At 40.5% G+C, this 17,535-nt stretch carries 20 protein-coding genes; 5 read left to right on the top strand and 15 right to left on the bottom strand.

Annotation, left to right across the window (positions count from 1 at the left end):
• Nucleotides 1-7: 7 nt before the first annotated feature.
• The 11 genes from FUT79_RS13600 to FUT79_RS13550 form a co-directional block, all read right to left on the bottom strand.
• A complete protein-coding gene (locus FUT79_RS13600; RefSeq protein WP_148889739.1) occupies nucleotides 8-3,766 on the bottom strand; it encodes a phage tail tape measure protein in 3,759 nt (1,252 codons plus the stop codon).
• A 39-nt stretch (nucleotides 3,767-3,805) separates the two neighbouring features.
• A complete protein-coding gene (locus tag FUT79_RS15200) occupies nucleotides 3,806-3,979 on the bottom strand; it encodes a hypothetical protein (RefSeq protein ID WP_002695896.1) in 174 nt (57 codons plus the stop codon).
• Nucleotides 3,980-3,996: 17 nt separating this feature from the next.
• Entirely contained in the window at nucleotides 3,997-4,383 is a 387-nt protein-coding gene (locus FUT79_RS13595) for a hypothetical protein (protein WP_002695895.1), read from the bottom strand.
• Between the two features lie 80 nt (nucleotides 4,384-4,463).
• Nucleotides 4,464-5,315 carry a hypothetical protein gene (locus FUT79_RS13590; RefSeq protein WP_148889738.1) on the bottom strand — a complete coding sequence of 284 codons (852 nt, stop codon included), beginning with the start codon at nucleotides 5,313-5,315 and terminating at the stop codon, nucleotides 4,464-4,466.
• Nucleotides 5,316-5,547: 232 nt separating this feature from the next.
• Nucleotides 5,548-6,744: an IS630 family transposase gene (locus FUT79_RS13580; RefSeq protein ID WP_148878912.1), complete on the bottom strand. Its 1,197-nt coding sequence runs from the start codon at nucleotides 6,742-6,744 to the stop codon at nucleotides 5,548-5,550.
• 80 nt (nucleotides 6,745-6,824) lie between these two features.
• Nucleotides 6,825-7,073 carry a hypothetical protein gene (locus FUT79_RS13575; protein WP_187426847.1) on the bottom strand — a complete coding sequence of 83 codons (249 nt, stop codon included), beginning with the start codon at nucleotides 7,071-7,073 and terminating at the stop codon, nucleotides 6,825-6,827.
• The gene (locus tag FUT79_RS13570; RefSeq protein WP_148889737.1) at nucleotides 7,063-7,677 is read right to left on the bottom strand and encodes a phage virion morphogenesis family protein; all 615 of its coding nucleotides are present in this window, start codon (nucleotides 7,675-7,677) and stop codon (nucleotides 7,063-7,065) included. The genes FUT79_RS13575 and FUT79_RS13570 overlap by 11 nt, the downstream gene beginning before the upstream one ends.
• A complete protein-coding gene (locus FUT79_RS13565) occupies nucleotides 7,674-8,132 on the bottom strand; it encodes a hypothetical protein (RefSeq protein WP_024752645.1) in 459 nt (152 codons plus the stop codon). Before FUT79_RS13565 ends, FUT79_RS13570 begins: the two co-directional genes overlap by 4 nt.
• A 61-nt stretch (nucleotides 8,133-8,193) precedes the next feature.
• Entirely contained in the window at nucleotides 8,194-9,192 is a 999-nt protein-coding gene (locus FUT79_RS13560) for a major capsid protein (protein WP_002695880.1), read from the bottom strand.
• 50 nt (nucleotides 9,193-9,242) lie between these two features.
• Entirely contained in the window at nucleotides 9,243-9,590 is a 348-nt protein-coding gene (locus tag FUT79_RS13555) for a hypothetical protein (RefSeq protein WP_148878735.1), read from the bottom strand.
• Between the two features lie 26 nt (nucleotides 9,591-9,616).
• A complete protein-coding gene (locus FUT79_RS13550; protein WP_187426846.1) occupies nucleotides 9,617-10,618 on the bottom strand; it encodes an SH3 domain-containing protein in 1,002 nt (333 codons plus the stop codon).
• Nucleotides 10,619-10,730: 112 nt separating this feature from the next.
• Here FUT79_RS13550 and FUT79_RS13545 point away from each other — a divergent pair, with 112 nt between their 5' ends.
• Nucleotides 10,731-11,054, top strand: a complete 324-nt coding sequence (locus FUT79_RS13545) for an STAS-like domain-containing protein (protein WP_206172569.1) — start codon at nucleotides 10,731-10,733, stop codon at nucleotides 11,052-11,054.
• Nucleotides 11,055-11,106: 52 nt separating this feature from the next.
• On the opposite strand, the gene FUT79_RS13540 is transcribed toward FUT79_RS13545, so the two are convergent.
• From FUT79_RS13540 to FUT79_RS13530, 3 genes are all read right to left on the bottom strand, one after another.
• Nucleotides 11,107-11,667 carry a hypothetical protein gene (locus FUT79_RS13540; RefSeq protein WP_148878545.1) on the bottom strand — a complete coding sequence of 187 codons (561 nt, stop codon included), beginning with the start codon at nucleotides 11,665-11,667 and terminating at the stop codon, nucleotides 11,107-11,109.
• A complete protein-coding gene (locus tag FUT79_RS13535; protein WP_002695871.1) occupies nucleotides 11,654-11,944 on the bottom strand; it encodes a hypothetical protein in 291 nt (96 codons plus the stop codon). The genes FUT79_RS13540 and FUT79_RS13535 overlap by 14 nt, the downstream gene beginning before the upstream one ends.
• Nucleotides 11,945-12,125: 181 nt before the next feature.
• Nucleotides 12,126-12,986 (bottom strand): helix-turn-helix domain-containing protein, encoded by an 861-nt coding sequence (locus tag FUT79_RS13530; protein WP_044634739.1) that lies wholly within the window; start codon nucleotides 12,984-12,986, stop codon nucleotides 12,126-12,128.
• A gap of 541 nt (nucleotides 12,987-13,527) precedes the next feature.
• Between FUT79_RS13530 and FUT79_RS13525 the strand changes: the two genes are divergently transcribed.
• Nucleotides 13,528-13,968 (top strand): hypothetical protein, encoded by a 441-nt coding sequence (locus tag FUT79_RS13525; RefSeq protein ID WP_148889736.1) that lies wholly within the window; start codon nucleotides 13,528-13,530, stop codon nucleotides 13,966-13,968.
• Between the two features lie 5 nt (nucleotides 13,969-13,973).
• Complete coding sequence (locus FUT79_RS13520) at nucleotides 13,974-14,420, top strand: hypothetical protein (RefSeq protein WP_148889735.1); 447 nt, start codon at nucleotides 13,974-13,976, stop codon at nucleotides 14,418-14,420.
• 108 nt (nucleotides 14,421-14,528) lie between these two features.
• Here FUT79_RS13520 and FUT79_RS13515 read toward each other — a convergent pair whose 3' ends face one another.
• A complete protein-coding gene (locus tag FUT79_RS13515) occupies nucleotides 14,529-15,116 on the bottom strand; it encodes a hypothetical protein (RefSeq protein ID WP_148889173.1) in 588 nt (195 codons plus the stop codon).
• Between the two features lie 195 nt (nucleotides 15,117-15,311).
• Here FUT79_RS13515 and FUT79_RS13510 point away from each other — a divergent pair, with 195 nt between their 5' ends.
• Both FUT79_RS13510 and FUT79_RS13505 read left to right on the top strand, forming a co-directional pair.
• On the top strand, nucleotides 15,312-15,653 hold the full coding sequence (locus FUT79_RS13510; protein WP_148878638.1) for a helix-turn-helix domain-containing protein: 342 nt from the start codon (nucleotides 15,312-15,314) through the stop codon (nucleotides 15,651-15,653).
• Entirely contained in the window at nucleotides 15,650-17,530 is a 1,881-nt protein-coding gene (locus FUT79_RS13505) for a Mu transposase C-terminal domain-containing protein (RefSeq protein WP_148889270.1), read from the top strand. The genes FUT79_RS13510 and FUT79_RS13505 overlap by 4 nt, the downstream gene beginning before the upstream one ends.
• Nucleotides 17,531-17,535: the final 5 nt, after the last annotated feature.

Genomic DNA, 17,535 nt, shown 5'->3' with positions numbered 1-17,535 from the left:
TTAATGTTTAAACACGCCAGTTTTTATTTCCTTCTTCGACAATGTTGTATACTTCACGGTCGTGATTTCTTAGTGCGTTTAAAATACTTTCTTCTAAATCATCTCCTTGATTGTGCACAACTTCGACATTGTATGTTGCAGAATAATTCGTACTTGCGCTGTTATCGGTATTATAAATTCCTGCGGCTTTAAACATTGTTTCAAGATTCGGCAAGTTAAGTGGCAGTATCACTTCAGGGATTCCCGCTTCAGCGACAAGCCCCGGGGCGCCGTTCGGTAAGGTGATGCCGGTACCCGCTGCACTCGGCATAACAATACCGCCTTGTGCGAATTTAATCGGGCGAGGTGCAGGCGGTAAGGCTTGCTGGATGTAGTCGGGCGGTAAGGGTTGCCCCGCAATAACGCCTATTTGTACGCCTGCCATTACAGCGGCAGCAGTATGTGCAGCTCCTGCTGCAAACCCTTGCGGATTTCCGGCAACACCAAGTGCAAACTGCGCAACCGCTTCCGCCGTTTCTATTGCTGCTTTAATACTCATGCTAATAACACCTTGTGCCTTTTGCCATTTTGCAGCTTCCTGTGCAGCCTTTGCGGCGGCATCTCCTGCAGCGTTTTCTGTTGTAATTCGTGTAACCGCGTATTCATGTTCGGCTTGAGCTTTTGCGTTTAATAAGGCAACCTCTTGCATGCGCGCTTCTTTGTCGCGTTTTATTTTTTCATCTTCCGCTTTTTTATGTGCTGCGTCTTCCGCTTTTTTCTTTCGAGCCGCTTCAAGCTGCTGTTCCGTGTTGCGGAGTTTTATCAAATTGGTTTCAACTTCAAAACTTCCTGAAAGCTCCTGTATACTTCGATTGTATTCTGATTGTCGTCTCTCAAACTCTTCTTGCCTCCGCTGCTCTTCGCGCTCGGCATCTTCAATTTGTTTTTGCTCTCTTTTTTCTGAAAGCTCATTGTCGATTTCTAAAAGCGTTTCGTTTTTTTCACGCTCAATTTCAGCAAGGCGAATAGCAGTCTCTTGTCTTCGCTTCTCTTCTTTATTATTTATAAATCCTTGCGCTGCATCTGCAATTTGCGAAAATGTCGAACTTATAATTCCGCCGATTTCAGAAAACTTATCGGCAATTTTGCGGGTAGCTTCGGCAAATGCATCGCTCGCTTTCTTTGCCGCTTCTTCGGCAAGCGTCCCCATGTTGTCCGCCTGCTTTTTTATTGCCGCTGCCTTTTCCTGATCTTCTTTGTTTGAACTTTTTTGCAACGAAATATACTGATCTAAAAGTTCATTACGTTTTTGGCTGTATAGGTTTGCTCGTTCCTCCCACTCGGCGCGGTTTAATTGTTTTTCTGTTGCACCTGTAATTTCTCCGGTTTCTACTTTTAATTGTACTTTAAGCTCAACGTCCGTTTTTGCTTCTTCAGTAAACTTTTTTATTTTCTCAAGTTCTTTTTGATGCCGCTCATCGGAGAGCCTGTCAAGTTCCTCATTTGTTTTTTTTGTTTCTTCTAAAATTGTTTCATGTGCAGCGCCTACCGCTTTTGCAAGCGATTGTTCAACAGTTAAATTTTTCTCCGCATTCTCTTTTAAATTTTTTGTAACATTTTCTTTATGAAAACTTTCTAAAAGTTCAAGCCGTTTTTTATAAAAGGATTCCTCATTTTTTAAAAGTAACTCTTCTTGCTCTTTTTTATCTTCAATAGATTTTTTTATAAGCGCAACTTCAGCTTCGTATTCTTTTTCTAAATCAGCAAGCCGTTCCGCTTGTGTTTTTTCATTTTTTTCTTTTCCTTTGCCTGTTTCATTAATTGGTGCCACTGCTTGTTCAGGCTCAAGTTCCGGCACAAATGATTCCTTTGAATAATCGCGTAATGCTGCAATACCGCGCTCCGTCTCTGTGATGTCTATTTTAAGTTTCGCAATTTCTTCGCGTGTCTTTCGTAAACCGTCTTTTGCATTTGTTACCGTTTTTAAAGAGTCAGGCAGTAATGCAAATTTTTCAAAAACTTCTTCAATAGACCATGCAGTGCTTTCGCTGTATTCTTTTACGATTTTCGCAAGGTCGCTTTCAGCCGATTGCAATTGACTAAGCACTCTTTTATTATGCTCTAAATCTTCCTGCTTCCTGTCAGCTACATCATGAGCAGCTTCAACCGATGCTTCAACATCAATTCGTGCTTTCCCCGTTGACTGACTTATCATAATCAAGGACTGCCCGGTGATTGCGTTTATTTCCTTAGCGATTTCTTTCATGCGCAATGCTTCTTGCGCATTCAGTTTTTCTTTTTGATTTAATGTTTCATATGCTTTTGCAAGTTCGCTTATGCGCTGCGCTTGTACCATTGTCGCGGTATTCGCTTCAATTGTTGCAAGCTTTTGTTTAAACTGTTTTTCAGCAGCTCTGTCCATCCATGCCAACAGTTCTTTAATTGCAACAACAGCCGCTGCGGCTCCTGCAATTGCAAGCATAAACGGGTTGCTCGCACCGATAACTTTAAATGCGGCGTCCATTGCTCTTAAACCTCGCTGCACGGCAATGATTCCTTTTACCAATCCAAACGCCCCGGCGGTTACCGCTGTGAATGTGATAAGAACTTTCCCAACAGAAACAATAAGTTTTAGTTGTTCTTCATTTAAATTTTTAAGCCACTCGGCAAGTTTAAAGACGGGAGATAAAAGGGCTTGTAAACTCGGAATTAATTCTTGGCCAAGTTTAATTGCGAAGCTTTGTGCGTTAAGTTTTGCTTGTTCAAGCTGGAAACCGAACGCATTTGGTCCCGCTACGGTTGCATCGTTAAATGCCTGCTCGGTAGCCCCCGCCGATTCGTTCATTGCTTCTAAGTCGCTTGCGAATTTTGCAGCTCCTTCTCCCGCCGCATACAAGGCGAGGTTCCCCGCTTCAGCAGAACCGAAAAGATTACTAATAGGTTCCCCTGTTTTATCGGCTACCGATTTTAATGCTTGCAGTGCTCCGGAAAGTCCTCCAAATTTTGCAATGAGTTCTTCACCGGTTGCAACTCCTAATTCTTTAAAACTTTTTGCAAGCCTCTCTTGCGGTTTTTGCAATTCAGTATATACAGCCGAAAGCTTTGTTGAAACTTCCGCAGCTCCGCCGATTACACCGGTTCCGGAAGAGAATATGGCAAAAAGTTCTTCTTGAGAGACACCGAGAACATTATTCATCGATGTTACCCGCTGCATGGAAACAGCAAGATCGCTCATTGATGTTTGTCCGAGCTTTAATGTTGTGAAGGCTAAATCTGAAACCCTTTTTTGAGCTTCAAAAGAAGTGTTCCCGTATGCTTTTGTTACGGCAGATAAAAGCTTAACAGATTCTTTTGTAGTTGCCCCTCCCGCCGTTGCTCCCTTTGCGGCAAGTTCAAGATTCTTTGCGCTATCGGCTGAATCTCCGAATGCGGAGATTATTTCGTATAAGCCTTCGGTTAAATCTTTGGTTGTTTTGCCGACAGCAGGAGAAAGATTTAGGACGTTTTCTTCAAGTTCTGCAATGCGCTCTGTAGCTCCCGGAATAAGTGTTTGCACCTTCCCAAAGCCTTCGTTAAATTCAACCGCCATTTTTGCAGTTGCAATGCCGACAGCGGCAATCGCTGTTGTTGCAATTGCCGCTTGCTTTGCAATACTGCCATAAAGCTCGCTTACGTCTTTTGTTTTTTTATTAAAATCATCGAGGGCTTTTTTTGACTCATCAATTGCGGCTTTAAATTTTTCATTGTCCCCAGTGATTTTAAAAATGAGCTCTCGCACTGTTGCCATTTTTTTTACATCCTAAACTTTTTTTTAAAATATTTAAATCTATCGATACAAATCTTCGATAGTCTCAAGTTCCGATTGTGTCAATAACTTTTTTTCTTTTTTAATCGGAATACCTTTTTTCATTAATTCAAAATTGAAACCTGAGCGAACCTTTTTAACTAAGGTTTCAAGACTCCATTCGGTTAATATTTCGCGCTCACTGACATTGTACATCAAAAGCGCATGGTCAATTATTTCTCCCCAGTCGTTTTTTTTTCTGTGACTTCCCCTGTATCATCTTCGCCGTCGTTTGGAATTGCGGAGGTAAAATTGGTAAGAATTGCATATACGATACTTTGATACATTGCATTGATTTGTTGAGCTGTTGCATTTTTTAATAAATACTCTTCGGTAAACTCAGGATGAAAAAATGAACAAAAAAGAGAAACCGAGCGCACCGTATCATGGAATAATTTTTCAGGCGGGTCATCTTCTTTTTGCGTTTCTACGTTTTGATTATGATTATCAAGTAAGGGAATTGCAAGCCCTGAAGGAATATAGCCTATTTCAAATTCTTTTTCTAAAAATTTTATCTTTACGCTTTCAGCTTTTAATAAATCAAGATTTACCATTTTCATTTTTTTTACCTTTTGTTCCTTAACTTTTTTTTAAAATCTTTGCCGGTTGCGCACTTGCATCCGGCAAAAAAAACATTTTATTACACGTCTTGATCTTCTCGATACAAACTTCCGGGTTCAAGTTCTTCATCGCCGATTAAATCTGGATGTGGAGAAAATTCAAAACTCATCGGAACCTCTGCGACATTGTCCGCATCGTTTTTTGATTTTAATTGAATTGAATCTTCTCCATCATAAAAGCCGTATGGGAATTCAAACGTGCGATTGATAATTCGTCCGTCATCGGCTTTACGACTGTTTGTTAAGCGCATTGATATCGGCTGTACAACTCCGCCTGAACCTTTTGTTAACCGATAGCTTTTAATCGGTATTGTTTTGTATTCGATTGTTATAGGCTTTGTTATATCGCAAGTACCTGTCGGTAAAAACTTATAACCCCATGCTCCAGATTTACTTTGAGATATTTCATAATCGGATTGGGTTAAATTTTTACCGCCCTGCTTGATAGTAATATCCTTCGGCTTACTATTATCAAAACTTGCATGGCTGAATTCATAAAACTTATCGAGGGCGAATGTGTTTGCTTGAAGCTTTTCGCTTTTTTCCTGCTCTTTCCCTCCCTGTGTGCTTACGGTTACAAGTCCGTGCATGATTGTTCCTAAAAGCGGAATATGCCTTTCAAGTAGCGCAAACTCAACCTTGCCCTTAACATCCGTTTGTCCTTTAATTGGCACCGTGCCGTTGTCAGCCTTGATGTCGATTTTGCTTGAGGAAAAAGAAATTTTAATTCCGCGCGCAAGCCCTAAATCTTCCAAGTCCTGCAAATCCCATGTTTTAGTAGTGCGGTCAAGTAAAATATCTTTTTTTGAAATTTCAATTTTCGCACTTGCAAGAACGATACTATTCGGGTATCGTGATTTTGTTACATCCATTTTTTTTAACTCCTTAAAAACGATTTTTACATTACTTCATCGAGATTGAATTCAAGTTCGATGAGCCAACTTTCATTGTATGAATAAGACCTCTCCTCCGATTCTAAATCTGAAAAGAGGTCGTCATCATCCCGTAATGGTCGGTGATACGCTAAGCCGTATATTCCTTTTTGTTCATTCGTTTTATTTTGAATGGTGAACCCTTGCGTATCATCAAAGAATTGTGCTAATGCTAGTATAACGTTTTGTAATTAAGTTCATATTTGAGAGCGTCGGTTATAACCGCTTCAGAAACATCGAGATCATCAAGATTGTATTTCCAATGGAATACGACTGGCTCTTCATTAATCTCGTCAAAGTATTTATACAGTCGATTAACTAACTCTGTTTTTGATTTTACTCTCATGCCCCGCAACAGTTGTCTTGTTAGTTTGCTGAAAAATCCTTCAATCATATTTAACCAAGAACCATGCTTTGGCGTAAACACAAACTCAAATCTTCCCGGTACCGTTGAAAGATATCGAATGGTTTCTTTGGAGGTATGTACTTTTAAGTTATCCAAAATGATTCTAATTTTATCTTCTTGCGGGTATCGTTCATCAAGTATTTTAAGAAATTGCACATAATCTTTACTGGTGTGACTGTCGCTTACAAGAGGAATGGCATCCCCCGTCTGTAAATCAATGCCTGCTAAAAGTGAGAGCGTGCCAAGCCGTTTGTATTCATAATCACGGCGAATGCATTGATGGGTTTCATCAGCAGGTAAATCATCGCTTGTCGTCGCGATAGCTTGTATGCCGGGCTTCTCATCATACGAAACAACATGGATATTCTTCCCTTCTTCTGTCTGTAATGGCTTATTTTCCTCAAAATAAAGTTCAAGTTGCTTATAAACGAGCAAAACATTGTGCATTTTTCTATCAAAGTCAGGGTCTCTGTTTTCACAGTAATATTCTATTTTGTAAGGTTTAATGTCTGCTTCAGTTAGTATTTTAAATACCGTTGTTTTATGGATAGTAGCGAGCCGTAGGTATCCTGCACTTTCAGCGGTGGTGTTAATATGCTTTGTTAACAGTGCGTAAGTCCATGTTTCTGCAGCATACCCAAAAGTAGTCGGTTTTTGACAAGCGAGATTTATAATCCACGATTTCTCTTCATCGGTAATTTCCGGATTGTTTCCGCGTCCGGGTGCATCGGTGAGAGCATGCTCTACGCCGCCCTGCTTATATTTCTTAAGGCAGAGCGCAACGCTTCTATACGTATAGCCTACCTTGTCGGCTGTTTCCTTAATGGACAGCCCCTTGCTTTTAAGCAAAAGTATTCGTGCACGCGTGAGCGTTTGTGCTTGGATTGTTCGTAAACGAACAAGTGATTCAAGGTACGTGAGCTCTTCAGGATTTAGTTCAAGTTTACTCGGCGGTTTTGGCATGCAATACTCCTTAGTGATAAAAAGCTGTTGAGATAGTATCACAAACCAAAGAAAAATACAATATACTTTTCAGGAAAACGTTATACTAGAGAGCGGGATAAGCAGTCATTTATTGCCGGCTCACTTGCGGGGATTTCCGCGAAGACGGTGCCGCGCATTCTAAAACGTGCTCTCCCGTTTCCAATTAATGCCGGGTGCGGCAACAGTGTAAGCTCAACATGGAAACGCTCCGACTTCACTTCACTTGGTGCAATAACTACCGGCGTTTTTGTTTGTTCCGATAAAAGCTCTGCATAGGATTTTATAATTTTTAAAAAATTACACGGCACAATAGTCCTCCGCTCTTTTTTCCATTGCTTTAATTACTGAATCCGGTAAAAACATAAACGGGCGCGCAGGGATTGTTATTTGTTTTTTTAAAATAAAAATTACTTTTGGCTGTCCGTCTTTTTCTTTTGCCAAAATAACATTCGCCCTTGTACTCGTTCCTTTTCTATACGGGCGATACACTGAAACGCCGTTCTTTTTTAATCCGTCAATAACGTTACGCGGAGAAAATCCGTAACGCCTAAATAACGTTCTTGTATAAGGACTTGCGGGGATGCACAAATACTGCGCGTTTTTAGGACGAATAACCGTTTCTTTTTCGCCGTTTTCAGGATTGTGAGTTCTTGCGTACGGAACCTTTGTTCCGATTACCGCTTCGCTTTCAGAGTGCTGCGCGGTAAGACTTGCGCGCAACTTTCCATAATCGCGAAGCGTATTATCTCCCTGCTTTACCGATTTTGTAAGCGGCGCATTTTCAGGCTTTACATTGCTTTCAATATTTTTTTGAATTGCACTTAAACCCATAAGCGAAAACTCTTTCATAAGAGGAGCTAGAGAATCTGCAGGTTTTAAATTATCATATTGAAGCGTAACTTGTATCTTCATTTTTTTACCTTCTCACTTTTAGGATTTGTCAATGCAATTTCAGGCAACACCGCTTCCCGCTCTTTTTCAATGGAGCGGTACCGGTCGCTTATTAAACGCTCTGCGCGCTCCATGTACTCCTTTGCTTTTATGCGGTCGCCGTTATACGTGTAAAGCTCGTATACGGTTAAAATTTTTAACACTTCCTTTTGTGTTCTGCTAAAAGGATTTATTTTTTCGCCGACTAAATGAAGGAGCGTTTCCGCTAATTCTTCAGCACGATTGATACAATCTTGCGTTACCTCATCTGCTGCACGATCTTCATCCCAACTCAATTCGCTATACAGTTTTGGCGATATAAAATTTTTAATATCAAAAACGGAGATGATAGATTGAGTGCGCGAAGTTCCCGCCTGTTTCCCCGACGGAGGAATGTTGGCCGGATTGGCGGGTAAATTAAACATCTTGTTACTCATTTTCCATCATCTCCTTAACATAAACTTTTTTACATCGACATTTTTACATAAATAGAGGGTTCTATTTTAAATACTTCTTAATTGTTGATTTTGAAACTGCAAATGCCGGCAATGGTTTTGAAGAGGATAAAACCTTAATCCCTGAAGGATCGGTTATCTCTTCATAGCTTGCGAAAAACGGCAAGGGTTGCAGCTTTGCATCAAGCTCATCGAGGGCAGCATAAAACAACTTACCGGTGTTTTTTAGATCAATAGTCTGAATTGATTTTGCATCCACTATAGGCGTTGTTGCCGTTTGTCCCGGAAGTGCGTAGGTGCCGCTCATTGGCATAAGTTTATATTTACCGAATAAGGTGCAGCCTGTTTCTGTCCATTGAACCGGAACGTTACTTGTTACCTTTGCGATAATGTCAATGATTTTTGAATACACATCTGAGCCAACTAAGAATACTACATCAGCAGATGCGCCCGTTTTTTGCTGCTCAACAAATTGCGATTCAAGTTCTTTTTGCACATCAGCCAATGTTGCCGTAGCGGTAAGAGCGGCAGCACTTAATTCTTTAAGCTTGCCGATTTCGACCTGATATATATCATCGGCTCCGCCTTCGATACTTGCAGGATACGCTATCCTTCCGCTCAACGATTGGCATACAAGAATTTCAGTTGATACCGCCGTGCGGTCGCGTAAGTTCTCGATTACCTCGGTCAGTTTTGCGTTAATGTTCTCAACATCGCCCATTGCAATAAGGTTATTTAATTCAGCCCCGGATATAAATCTGTTCATGCTCAAAGGCTGCACTTCAATCATGCCGAGCGATTTTTTATCGCCGCCTACCGCATAGGACTTTGTTCCGCGTAAGACAACCGGAACGGCACCGGTTACATTTTGAATGTCAGCAACCGCAATATACGGACTTGTTTTTTGCTTTCGGCTTGCAGCCGGAAAGAGTAGATCGGTCATCGGCGTTTGCGGCTTTGGTAGACCGCTTACCACATCGGTAAAATTCTTTAAATTAAAAAACGCATTGAGCGATCCCGCTAATTGTGTTCGTATTGGCATTTTTTTTAATCTCCTTAAAAATACTTTTTTAAAAACGTATAAAACGTTTTTTAATTGATTGCATAAAGCCCGTTTTTACGGAGCTTCTCAACCAAGGTTTCAGTACAAGCCGCACCGTCTGCCCCGAATGTTACCGCTTCCTTTTTTACCGCACCGAAGACAACGACCGCTGCGGTGCTGTCTTTGCTGTCGCCCTCAACCTCAGAAAGCAAAAGAGCGATTGCATCTTCGGTATCGGCTGCAAGATGTTCAAGCTTGCCGTCAACCAGTTTTAAAGCCGTGCCGGCTTTTAAACCCTTTAGCCCATCTTTCAGCGAGTACGAAACGATAATATGATTGTTGCCTGAAAGAATGCTTGATTGTTCAATTCCAACTTTTCCGATATTTGCATTAATCATTTTTTTTATCTCCTTAAATTAAAAAACTACAAAGCGCCCATAAGTTTTGCAGCCGAGCTTGCATAACTTGCGCCTTGCCCCGCGCTCTTTGCCTCAGGGTCACTTAAAACAATTTCAGTGCCCAGTACCGGGTCAGCCATTGCGTTAAAAATTGCCGTAAGAGTTTCAATGCTTGATGCCTTCTTTCCGTCCGAGAGCAAAAGCTCATTACTTAATGTAAGCCCATTCGCTAACACTTCAAGGTCTTTTAAATGCGCCGCCGGAACCTTCCCTTTTGCTGCCTGCATAAGGCTTGCCGTTTTTGTTTTACGCAGCTCATTCAAAAGCATTTTTGTGCGCGGGTCGGAATCTGACAAGCTCAATTCATCTTCAGGGTGTTTTTCCTGAAATGCTAAAAGCTTTCTTTTCAACTCTTCGTTTTCAGTTTTAAGCTTTTCAAAATCTTCACCGCTTCCATTACTCCCGGCCTTTGCTTTTTCAAGTTCCGCGGTGAGTTTTTGAACCTCTGCCTCAAGTTCGGCTATCCTTTTTTTAGCCTCATCAAGTTCATTCATTTTTTTTACTCCTTCGTCCATATCGGACAATGTGATTTTCCAGACCGCGGGAAATGCGTGAATTACTCCGCTGTCATCCAACTGTATTTTTTCTTTTATATTTTTTTTAAAACTTTTAATTGCCGCAGGCTCTTCGCCCAAATATGCCAAATGGTGCAAGTACAATTTTCCGGTTTCGCCTGAGCGTTTCGCTCCGATTGAGCATTCCGGGAAAAATCCCGCGTCAACGGCTTTCGCTAATTCATCCTGTTCTTCAATAATGCCGTATAAAATACCGTCTTTTAATTCAAGGCTTACAACAGATCCGAGTCGAGGTTCAGCCGCTTCGGTAACATGCCCGATTGTGATGGGGCTTGAATCTTGTGCGGTAAATGATTCGTAAATTTCCTGTAAGTCTTGTTCGCTTACAATTTGCGTATTCGATTCCGAGCCGAAAACTCCGGCACGCGCAATCGGTCTTATTCTTGTTTTCATAGCTTGATGATACCGCGTTTTAAATGCGAAAATCGGAGAGGAGATACATTGAATGTAATTTTTTTTTAGTTGAGTTTTTTATTTTTTAAGGTATAATGTGAAAAAAAAAGAGGTGAGAAAATTGAAGGAAGCAACATTAAAAGTAGCGGAATGCGGCAGCGGCTATAAATATCAAGGCGCAAGGTTTATTCATTTAGGCCCCGATTCCGGAGAAGAATTCAGAGAGAATTTTTTAATTCCGTTTCTTAAAAAAAATAAATCCGATTGCAGGTTGTGTGTTGACTTTGCCGGCACTGTTGTATTTACGCACGGATTTTTGGAAGAAAGTTTTGGAGGCGCAATACGGCTCGGGTTTGAAACGGTAAAAAAAATTCAATTTAAAAACATTCCGCCTGAAATAAAAAAAGAGCTTTTGCGCTTGATAAAAGAAAAATAAAAAAGCCCCGCGCATTTTGCCGGAGCTTTTTTTTGATGATTAAAATTTAGACTTATGATATATTATCTATCCCGTTATTGCGATTTTGGAGCTGCTTAAAATCGGCAAGCACGTCTTCCCAAGTTTTATGCAATAATTGTTTGTCGCTAATTGTTGAATAAAAATCATTCTTATCCAGTATTGCTAAAATACCGAAAACAGTCGACAACGGTTCCATGTTTGTTTTTTCTGTAAGGTTTGCGTTTTTATCAATGCTGTTTATATATTCTATCAAATATAAATGCCCCGATTCATGTGCAAGGCAAACCCTAAGCTGTATATCGTTTAACCGTTCAGAATAGCCGATTAAGAAAAATTTACCACGTTGGTATTGCGCCCGAGCCGAAAGATTATCTTTAGTCAATGGTAATGGTTTTATAATTATTTTAAACATCGGGTTTTCTGTTAATTCTTGCAATTGAATTTCCATCGTACGTATTATATGTGCTAAATATTGTTCTTTCATACCATCTTGAATTTTTTTATATTCATCCGCAATAATATTTACAGATTCAATTTTGACATCAAATTCTTTTGCTATTCTGGCTTTTTTTTCATTATCAATTTTGAACATTTTCTTGACCCAGCCCTAATTTTTCATAGTATGAATATAATTTCCAACTGCCTTCTAAAAACATTTGCAGAGCTAATTCATATTTATGCTCAGGCGTTATTCTTTCTTCTCCGGAAGAATAAAACACTTCGGGACTGTACATAGCTTCATCAAGATAAGCCGTTTTTTCTTGTATATCTTGAATGTTAAATGTTTTAAAAGTATCTTCTATTTTTTCTTTAGTCTTTGATTCGCGTAATGATACGACTATACGTTGATCCATATTTTCCTTACTCATACTTTGCCCCCAAGAATTGTTTATTATCACTACCTAATTATACCTCAAATTTCCTGAATTTACAATCCCTCATCGCCCTTAAACCCTGCCCACAGCTGCGTAATGCCGTTTAAAAAACGTTCGAAAGATTTAAGGCTATCATTTTAGCCTTTTTCGGTTTAAAGCGCGTTAAAAGCCGTTTTTACAAAACGGCTATAAATTTAGCTTTTGCCTCCCAATCGCCTTCTTTAAGAGGAATTATCGCCCCGCTGCCGTCTTCAAACAACAGCTGCCACTCTCCCTCATCTGTTTGGTGGAGTCGTTTTAACGTGGTATTTTCTCCATATTTTACGACCATAATTGAACCGTTTACCGGGCTGTTGTAGTATTCTAATAATACATGGCTGCCGTCCGCAATTCCCGCCGCTGTCATGCTGGTACCCTTAATTTTTGCCACGCAATATTTATGCCTCTTTTTTAAAAAGCGTTTCGGCACCGGGTAGGTTTTATACTCGTTGAAAGCTTCTATAGGAAAGCCCGCCGCAAGGTTTTCGGCAAGAGGTAAATCTTCCGTTTCTTCCTCTTCGCCGTCCGTGCCGTAATAGGCAAGCCGCTCGTGCACTTCACCGGTTGAACCCATTGTGCGAATAATTGACTTACGAGGATTCTCCGGCTTTTTCATGTTTTCAGGAGAATATAATTGTATAATTTCTTCCCACTCTTGCCGGAGTTTTTGCTGCTCTTGTTCTATGGCGTTTAGTCGCTCATCATAATCGGCAAATTTAGAGGCCGTAGCATTTAGTGCTGTGTTTTCAAGTTCCTGTAAAATAGCTGGTTTATCCGGTTCAGAATCTCCATTTAAAAAAGGCTCTCCTGTGCCGGTTAAGAGCCAGTTTAAATTTACGCCATTTTGTTGTAATTTTATTTTTACTGTTTCAGATATATCCCGTTTATTATTCTCATAATGACTTAAATTTTGCTGACTTACCCCTAAAAAAGCAGCAAATTCACCTTGATTTAAGCCTTTTTTCTCTCTAATTTTTTTTAATCTGTCTCCAATCATTTATTTTACTCCGTTTTGTTGTAAATTTATAATATTTTTCAACAATTTGTCGAAAATACGCTTGACATTTAAACGAAATGTTGTATACTGTAATTATATCGGTAACAATCGTAACCGCTTTATAGTAGATTAAACAAATAGCAACAGCTATTCACCGAATCAAAATACTAGCATTCATAAAATGGCAGCACTTGTTACCATTTTATATAGCTAAGGTCACTAAAAACGGCAACACCTGTTACCATTTCCGATTATAACGGAAAAATCGGAAAAAATAAAGACGGGGAGTAAGCGCAGGACTCCATAAGTCAAGCTGATTTTTGAAAAGCGATTTTATTTTTTTCAAGTGCGTGAGGGAAAAAATAAAATCTGATTAAGAAAGAAAAAAGGATAAGTACACCATGACTATCCTTAACAGTCAATGCCGATGTGCTGCTTTCTTAATCAAAATAAAAAAACGGCAAGAGCCCCGCAAGGGTTTTTATTCCGGTTCAAATCCGGAAGCGGGGCATCGGGATACTTCCCGAACGGAGGAATAAACATGGATTTAACTAAAATTATTGACGACTTGGTTCGTAAAAAGTCTAAGTCGAAGCTTCAAAAACTTATTGCCAAATGTGGCGGATATATTTTCAGCATAGATTTCATAGCAAAGGACGATAGTACAACAACAAGATACATAAATATCTTAACCAACGATTTTGATGAATCACTGAAAATTACAAAAACATATTGCGGCTATCCTTTTGAACAAGATGAAAAACAATGTTCCGTATACCTTCGCTTAATAAGCGACATCTCACCGAACGGACTGTATTCCGGCAGTATTGTTTTTTTGCAGGAACAAACAAAAGAAGCGGTTAAAAAAAGCAATGAGCTTACCATTCCCTACACTGTTAGAAGTATTCAAGAAAAAATTAAAACATTGCCGGAATATGATTTGTGGGATTTTAAAAACCGCATTGAGGAAGAGTTGATGTAGGAGGAATGAAAATGAATTTAACAAAAAAGATTGACGATTTAATCGCGGCAAATGATGAGTCGGGATTGGATGCGATTATCAAAGAACATGGCGGATATATTTTTAAAACGGAGTACCTTGGTTTTACGAGTAATCACGGACTTATGGGAGAGTATTTTTACAGCAATTCTTTTGAAGAAGCCGTGGGAAAAACAAAGGAATATTTAAGTATTCCCTTACAAAAAAAAGAAGACGGACTTTCAATATCTCTTGAATTAATAACTAAGTTTTTAAATGGCGGATTAGAATACGGCGCAAATATCTTTTCTAAAAAACAAACAGGGAAGGGAATCACCTCAACTTGCAACTTAAGCGATTGCAGTAATTTTGAGCAAATTAAGCGAGGAACTGAAACGCTATCGGATGATGATTTATTGAGGTTTAAAAAACTCATTGAGGAAACTTTGATGTAAGCACAATCCCCGCCGCAGTGGATGCGGCGGGGTATACGGAGGAATGTTAGGAGAAAATAAAAAATGAATATTTATTTTTTTCTTGCGATTATTTTAATTGCAAACAATTTACTGATTTTGTTCCATCTTCTTATACAACTTTCTGAGCCGCTTTATATCTTTTTTGTTAAGATTAAAACAATAATTGTCTACGATTTCCTGGCCTGTCTCAATTCGTATTTGTGCAAGAATATTTTGATAATGCGGCTGGCTAAGAGTGAGGAGGCTTTTTTTGAGCTTTTCGGCGGTATTATCGGAGTTGCCGGAATCCTTTCCGAGCAACAATGCGTTATTAATAATTTTAGTCGCCGAAACGATACGATGGAGATCGGCGATATATTTACACACATCTTTACTTGCAATGAGTACACCCCGGTTGAGAAAATCGACGAGTTGTACGCTGAGTTCCTCGATGAATTTATCAAAAGCGATAAGCGAACAGAAATCCAAATCCGGGTACTCATAAATGAACTTGACCATTGCAGCAGAAAGCTCGTGATAAAACTCGATTCGTTTTGGGAATACTTCATAAAACAATCGTTCCTTGCGAGCCCGAGCGTTTGCGAAAAAGTTAAACAAAGAATTAAGAGCAAATATTAACACACTTCCGCCTACGGTTATACCTGCTGCAATAATTATTGCTAACTCATTACTCATAAAAAACACCACTCCTAAAATTTTTATAGTTTTTTTTGGCGAATTAATTATAGCAAATTTTAAGATGGTTTTATACCTTCGAGCCTTGCGCCCGAAGGTTGCCCCGCAAGGGTTTTTATTCCGGTTCAACTCCGGAAGCGGGGCTTTGGGAAACTTCACCTAACGGAGGAAAACAACATGTAAGGAGGAATCACTATGGACAACAGCACTGTACCTCTTGATGATTTTTTAATTTTGGAAAAATACGCGGTAACAAGTAGACCGTACCCCTTTGACCTTGAGCGTAAACAAAAGGTAGAGCGGGCTATGTTTGACGCGGGTATTCGAAGCGTTTCCGAATTAGCGAAACGGTTAAAAATGAATTATACAAGCCTATCGGAAATAATCAACGGTACCCGCTTAAGTAGAAAGGCAGAAACTCGTATTGCAGCCTTTTTAAAAAGGCCCGCCGCCGAACTCTTTACTGTACGTACTCCTTTAGAACTTGCAAAGATGAACAAAAAACAAATTGAAAGTAACGGGGGGCGTGTTGCATGAAAGTATCAACAAAAGATATGGCGGATATTTTAAGCATAAGCCGCAAAGCGTTATTAGAAAAAGCGGGGCGGGAAAAATGGCAGTACGTTAAAAGGCAGGGCGGCAAGTTTTGGATAACCGAAAGCATGAGCGAAGATGTGCAGCTTGCCGTTCTTTCTGCCCGAGAGGTAGCAACAAAAACGCAAAGCGAATCGGGGCAGTTATTTACACAAGTTACCGAATCGGAGCGAGATGTTGCAAAGCTTAGAATGTCAATCATAAACGCATACAACACCGCCGAGCTTTCGGCGAAGGAGTTTTGTAAGGCGTTTAATGCAGGGGAAATTTCCCTTGCATTAAAAGAGGCATACGGCAAGCATTTAAGCGAGCGCACCTTTTACCGCTGGTTAAGTGAGTTTACGCAAAGCGGGATTTCAGGAATAACCCCGCTATACTCTTCCGGCAATAGCCGCGGAGGCAGCGGGGCAAGTTTAACCGACGAAGAAAAAGATGTACTCAAACATTTTTATTTAGACATTAACAGACGAAGCATTAATCACTGCTTCCTTGCACTTAAAGCAAACTTGCCGGATACAACGGCAACGTATCAGGTTTGTTATCGGTATTTAAAAAGTTTACCGCCTGCACAAGTTGACCGGTACCGCAAAGGCGAAACTTTCTTTGAAGCGCGGCACCTGCCGTACATTGAGCGAAACAAACCGCTATACAAAAGCATGGAGCATGTGCAGGGGGATCACCATATATTAGATCGCGTGGTTAAGTACAAGGGAAAGCTAGTGCGGCCATGGGTAAGTACTTTTATTGATATGCGAAGCGGGGCGGTTTTAGGTTGGTGCGTGAACACAAACCCTTCAAGTCAAACAATTCTCGCCGCGTACTACATGATGATTGTGCGCTTCGGAATTCCTTTAGTTGTGCACGTCGACAACGGCAAGGACTACAAGGGTAAAGTAATCAAGGGTCAGAGTGCGCGCATGAAAGTCTTTGATGCGGCCGGAGTTGAGCGAGAAGAGGAAGTGCTTATCACCGGAGCAATTGTAACCTGCGGCAGTAAATTAATTTATGCAACGCCGTTCCATGGGCAATCGAAAGGCGTTCAAGAGCGGTTCTACGGGGTTCTCGAAGAGTATTACTCAAAGAATACCGGGAACTATATTGGCAGCAATACGAGCGCTCGTGTTGACGAGCAGCGGCTTTTTTGGAGAGCAATAAACGGCAAGGCAAAGCGGGATGATGTAAGCGAATGGGCTGATGTTGTAAACGAATTCGTCCACTGGGTGCATTGGTACAATACCGAATGGGTTAGCAATGCAAAGGGGCGAAAAGGGCTAACGCCTGAGCAGGCTTTTTTAGAAAACTTACCTGAGAACTTGCGCGCCCCCGATATGGAAACGGTAGAGCTTGCGCTCACGAAGGCGGAGGTGCGCACCGTTTCGAGAAACGGCATTCGAATTGGCAGCACCGAATATTGGGCTGAGGAGCTGCGGGGCTTAACGGGGCAACAAGTAATGGCGCGGTTAAATCTCACCAATAAAAATGAAGTGCTCGTCTGCGATTCAAAGGGCAAGGTTTTATGCCGGGCGTATGCGGGCATGTTTATTGAAACAGGCAATACAGAAGCGGACATGGAGTTTGTGCAATCGGTGCGCAAAAAGGTGCGCGCTTTTGTAAAAGACAATCCGCTTGAGCGGCTTTCGTTTAAACCTAAAAACATGCTTGAAATTGCGATGGAAGCAACCGGCATTGAAACGCCGCAAATCGATTCTTACATTCCGCAGCTTGAAGAGCCTGAAAAAGAAGAAAAAGAAACTGAACCTAAAAAGGGCAAGTATCAAAATTATTTTGATGCGGATGATTTACAAATACTAACATCATAGGAGGA

This window comes from Treponema phagedenis, from assembly GCF_008153345.1.
GTDB lineage: Bacteria > Spirochaetota > Spirochaetia > Treponematales > Treponemataceae > Treponema > Treponema phagedenis.
This window is presented reverse-complemented; position numbering and strand designations above follow the sequence as displayed.

Coding starts and splice junctions, on each gene's coding strand:
- FUT79_RS13570 (WP_148889737.1), bottom strand. CDS start 7,677: ATGAAGATACAAGTTACGCTTCAATATGATAATTTAAAACCTGCAGAT.
- FUT79_RS13505 (WP_148889270.1), top strand. CDS start 15,650: ATGAAAGTATCAACAAAAGATATGGCGGATATTTTAAGCATAAGCCGC.
- FUT79_RS13580 (WP_148878912.1), bottom strand. CDS start 6,744: ATGCCAAAACCGCCGAGTAAACTTGAACTAAATCCTGAAGAGCTCACG.
- FUT79_RS13550 (WP_187426846.1), bottom strand. CDS start 10,618: ATGAAAACAAGAATAAGACCGATTGCGCGTGCCGGAGTTTTCGGCTCG.
- FUT79_RS13600 (WP_148889739.1), bottom strand. CDS start 3,766: ATGGCAACAGTGCGAGAGCTCATTTTTAAAATCACTGGGGACAATGAA.
- FUT79_RS15200 (WP_002695896.1), bottom strand. CDS start 3,979: ATGTACAATGTCAGTGAGCGCGAAATATTAACCGAATGGAGTCTTGAA.
- FUT79_RS13535 (WP_002695871.1), bottom strand. CDS start 11,944: ATGAGTAAGGAAAATATGGATCAACGTATAGTCGTATCATTACGCGAA.
- FUT79_RS13590 (WP_148889738.1), bottom strand. CDS start 5,315: ATGGATGTAACAAAATCACGATACCCGAATAGTATCGTTCTTGCAAGT.
- FUT79_RS13510 (WP_148878638.1), top strand. CDS start 15,312: ATGGACAACAGCACTGTACCTCTTGATGATTTTTTAATTTTGGAAAAA.
- FUT79_RS13525 (WP_148889736.1), top strand. CDS start 13,528: ATGGATTTAACTAAAATTATTGACGACTTGGTTCGTAAAAAGTCTAAG.
- FUT79_RS13530 (WP_044634739.1), bottom strand. CDS start 12,986: ATGATTGGAGACAGATTAAAAAAAATTAGAGAGAAAAAAGGCTTAAAT.
- FUT79_RS13540 (WP_148878545.1), bottom strand. CDS start 11,667: ATGTTCAAAATTGATAATGAAAAAAAAGCCAGAATAGCAAAAGAATTT.
- FUT79_RS13555 (WP_148878735.1), bottom strand. CDS start 9,590: ATGATTAATGCAAATATCGGAAAAGTTGGAATTGAACAATCAAGCATT.
- FUT79_RS13515 (WP_148889173.1), bottom strand. CDS start 15,116: ATGAGTAATGAGTTAGCAATAATTATTGCAGCAGGTATAACCGTAGGC.
- FUT79_RS13595 (WP_002695895.1), bottom strand. CDS start 4,383: ATGAAAATGGTAAATCTTGATTTATTAAAAGCTGAAAGCGTAAAGATA.
- FUT79_RS13565 (WP_024752645.1), bottom strand. CDS start 8,132: ATGAGTAACAAGATGTTTAATTTACCCGCCAATCCGGCCAACATTCCT.
- FUT79_RS13520 (WP_148889735.1), top strand. CDS start 13,974: ATGAAAATGAATTTAACAAAAAAGATTGACGATTTAATCGCGGCAAAT.
- FUT79_RS13560 (WP_002695880.1), bottom strand. CDS start 9,192: ATGCCAATACGAACACAATTAGCGGGATCGCTCAATGCGTTTTTTAAT.